We start from the raw sequence: 2,798 nt of genomic DNA, 5'->3' as shown, positions 1-2,798 counted from the left end.
CCGGCGGCGCTGTCGGTCCTGCCGCCCGCGCCGCCGGGGCGAGCCGAGCCGTCGACACGGCCGTGGTGCCACAGACCAATACCCCGTCCACCCACACCGCGGCGGACAGCGACGCCGAGCGGCTCGATTCCCAGAAACAGCTGGTCAACGGTGTCGAATACACTCTTCCGCCGGTGAGTCTGCTGACCGCGGGAGACCCGCCGAAGGAGCGCAGCGAGTCCAACGACCAGATGATCGAGGCCATCCAGGGCGTCCTCGAGCAGTTCAAGATCGACGCCGCGGTCACCGGGTTCACGCGCGGGCCGACGGTCACGCGCTACGAGGTCGAGCTCGGCCCCGGCGTCAAGGTCGAGAAGATCACGGCGCTGCACCGGAACATCGCCTACGCGGTGGCGACCGACAACGTCCGCCTGCTCGCCCCGATCCCCGGCAAGTCCGCCGTGGGCATCGAGGTCCCCAACCTGGACCGTGAGCTTGTCAGGCTCGCCGACGTGCTCACCGATCCGAAGACCGCCACCAAGCACAACCCGATGCTCATCGGGCTGGGCAAGGACATCGAGGGAAATTTCGTCACCGCCGACCTGGCCAAGATGCCGCACCTCCTGGTGGCCGGCTCGACCGGCTCGGGTAAGTCCAGCTTCGTCAACTCGATGCTCGTGTCGTTGCTCACCCGCGCCACCCCGGACGAGGTGCGACTGATCCTCGTGGACCCCAAGATGGTCGAACTGACGCCGTACGAGGGCATCCCGCACCTGATCACCCCGATCATCACGCAACCCAAGAAGGCCGCCGCCGCGTTGGCGTGGCTGGTCGAGGAGATGGAACAGCGCTACCAGGACATGAAGTCCACGCGCGTGCGTCACATCACCGATTTCAACGAGCGGGTGAAGTCGGGGGCCATCACGACCCCGCCCGGGAGCGAGCGCGTGTACCGCCCGTATCCGTACATCGTCGCGGTGGTGGACGAACTCGCCGACCTCATGATGACCGCGCCGCGCGACATCGAGGACGCGATCGTGCGGATCACACAGAAGGCCCGTGCCGCCGGCATCCACCTCGTCCTGGCCACACAGCGCCCGTCGGTCGACGTGGTCACGGGTCTCATCAAGACCAACGTGCCGTCGCGTCTGGCCTTCGCGACGTCCTCGCTCACCGACTCCCGGGTCATCCTGGACCAGGCGGGGGCGGAGAAACTGATCGGGATGGGCGACGGGCTCTTCATCCCGATGGGCGCGTCGCGGCCCGTCCGGATGCAGGGCGCCTTCATCACGGACGAGGAGATCCACGAGGTCGTGGACTACGCCAAGAACCAGGCGGAGCCCGACTACGACGACACCGTCACCGCCGCCAAGGAGGAGTCCAAGAAGGACATCGACGGCGACATCGGGGACGACCTCGACGACTTGCTCGCCGCCGTCGAACTCGTGGTCTCCAGCCAGTTCGGGTCCACCTCCATGCTGCAGCGCAAGCTCCGCGTCGGCTTCGCCAAGGCGGGGCGGCTCATGGACCTGATGGAGTCGCGCGACATCGTCGGTCCCTCCGAGGGCTCCAAGGCGCGCGACGTACTGGTCAAGCCGGAGGAACTGGGATCGGTCATCTGGATGATCAAGGGTGGCGCCCCTCCCGAGGAGGACCCGGGTGAGGTGCAGGCAGGGAGCGAGAGCCTGGACGAGGCGCCGGTGGGCTGAGCCGTGCGGGCTCAGGCCAGTGCGCCGAACACCGGCATCCACTCCCGGACGGTGACCTCGGAGACCATGCCGCGCAGGCAGTGGGGGTCCTCCGCCACCAGCGCGCGAGCGGCGTCGGAATCGGCGGCCTCGACCACGAGCAGGGCGCCCGAGCCGTCCGTGTACGGACCCACCGATCGGATCGTTCCCGAGTCGACCTGGGCGGAGAGCCACTCGCGATGGGCCGGCTTGTTCTCCTCCCGGTCATCGATCTGCTCTGGCTCGTACCGGTAGCTGACTGCGTAGAGCGGCATCGGCGTGGTCCTTCCTGGTCGCGGCGGGGGTGCTGTCGGATCAAGGGTATTCGGCCGGGTCTCGCTAAGGTGAGGGGGTGACAGTTCCCATCACCGACGACGGACGCCCCGGCGCCGAGGTCCCCGTACTCAACATCGCCAATGTGCTCACCGTCCTGCGGATCGTGTTGGTCCCGGTGTTCGTGGTCCTGTTCTTCGTGGCCGACGCACAGGACCCGTGGTGGCGGGTGGGTGCGTTCGTCGTCTTCGTGCTCGCGATGGCGACCGACTACGTGGACGGGTACCTCGCCCGGCGTCTGGGTCTGGTGACGGACTTCGGCAAGATCGCCGACCCGATCGCGGACAAGGCACTCATGGCGGCGGCGATGATCTCGCTGTCCCTGGTCCACGAGCTGTTCTGGTGGGTCACGATCGTGATCCTCGTCCGCGAGGTGGGGATCACCCTCTGGCGCCTGTTCGGCGTCGACCACGTGGTGGCGGCCAGTAAGGGTGGCAAGCTCAAGACCGTGACCCAGACCCTGGGGCTGGGCATGCTGATCCTTCCGCTACCGCACTGGGTCTGGCCCGTCGAGTGGGCGGTGATCGGCGTGGCGCTGATCCTGACCGTCTATACGGGTATCGACTACCTGGTCAAGGCGCGTCAGGCCGCCAGGGCCGGGCACTGAGCGACCCGTTCAGGCTTCCCATGACCTCCGGTGATCTCCCTGATCCGGCTGCCGCGGCCGCGGTGGCCGCACTCGGCGGGCGTGGGTGGACGCTGGCGACCGCTGAGTCGTTGACCGCGGGTCTGCTCGCGGCCACCGTGGCGGGGGTGCCG

The 2,798-nt window shown here is 68.0% G+C and carries 4 protein-coding genes; 3 read left to right on the top strand and 1 reads right to left on the bottom strand.

Features of this window, described 5'->3' with window-relative positions; all coding sequences use genetic code 11:
- Positions 1 to 1,688 (top strand): DNA translocase FtsK (locus tag G6027_RS04035; RefSeq protein WP_241726802.1); only part of this gene is annotated, 1,688 nt, incomplete at its 5' end.
- 11 nt (positions 1,689 to 1,699) lie between these two features.
- Here G6027_RS04035 and G6027_RS04030 read toward each other — a convergent pair.
- Complete coding sequence (locus G6027_RS04030) at positions 1,700 to 1,981, bottom strand: YciI family protein (protein ID WP_182635617.1); 282 nt, start codon at positions 1,979 to 1,981, stop codon at positions 1,700 to 1,702.
- A 77-nt stretch (positions 1,982 to 2,058) separates the two neighbouring features.
- Between G6027_RS04030 and pgsA the strand changes: the two genes are divergently transcribed.
- Both pgsA and G6027_RS04020 read left to right on the top strand, forming a co-directional pair.
- Positions 2,059 to 2,646 carry a CDP-diacylglycerol--glycerol-3-phosphate 3-phosphatidyltransferase gene (gene pgsA / locus G6027_RS04025; protein ID WP_182635615.1) on the top strand — a complete coding sequence of 196 codons (588 nt, stop codon included), beginning with the start codon at positions 2,059 to 2,061 and terminating at the stop codon, positions 2,644 to 2,646.
- A gap of 20 nt (positions 2,647 to 2,666) precedes the next feature.
- Positions 2,667 to 2,798: CinA family protein (locus G6027_RS04020; protein ID WP_182635613.1), on the top strand; the 132-nt coding region annotated here is incomplete at its 3' end.

Origin of the sequence: Dietzia sp. SLG310A2-38A2, from assembly GCF_014145095.1 — a bacterium.
Lineage (GTDB): Bacteria > Actinomycetota > Actinomycetes > Mycobacteriales > Mycobacteriaceae > Dietzia.
Note: the sequence above shows the minus strand (reverse complement) of the source record. Positions and strands in the feature narration are given on the sequence as shown.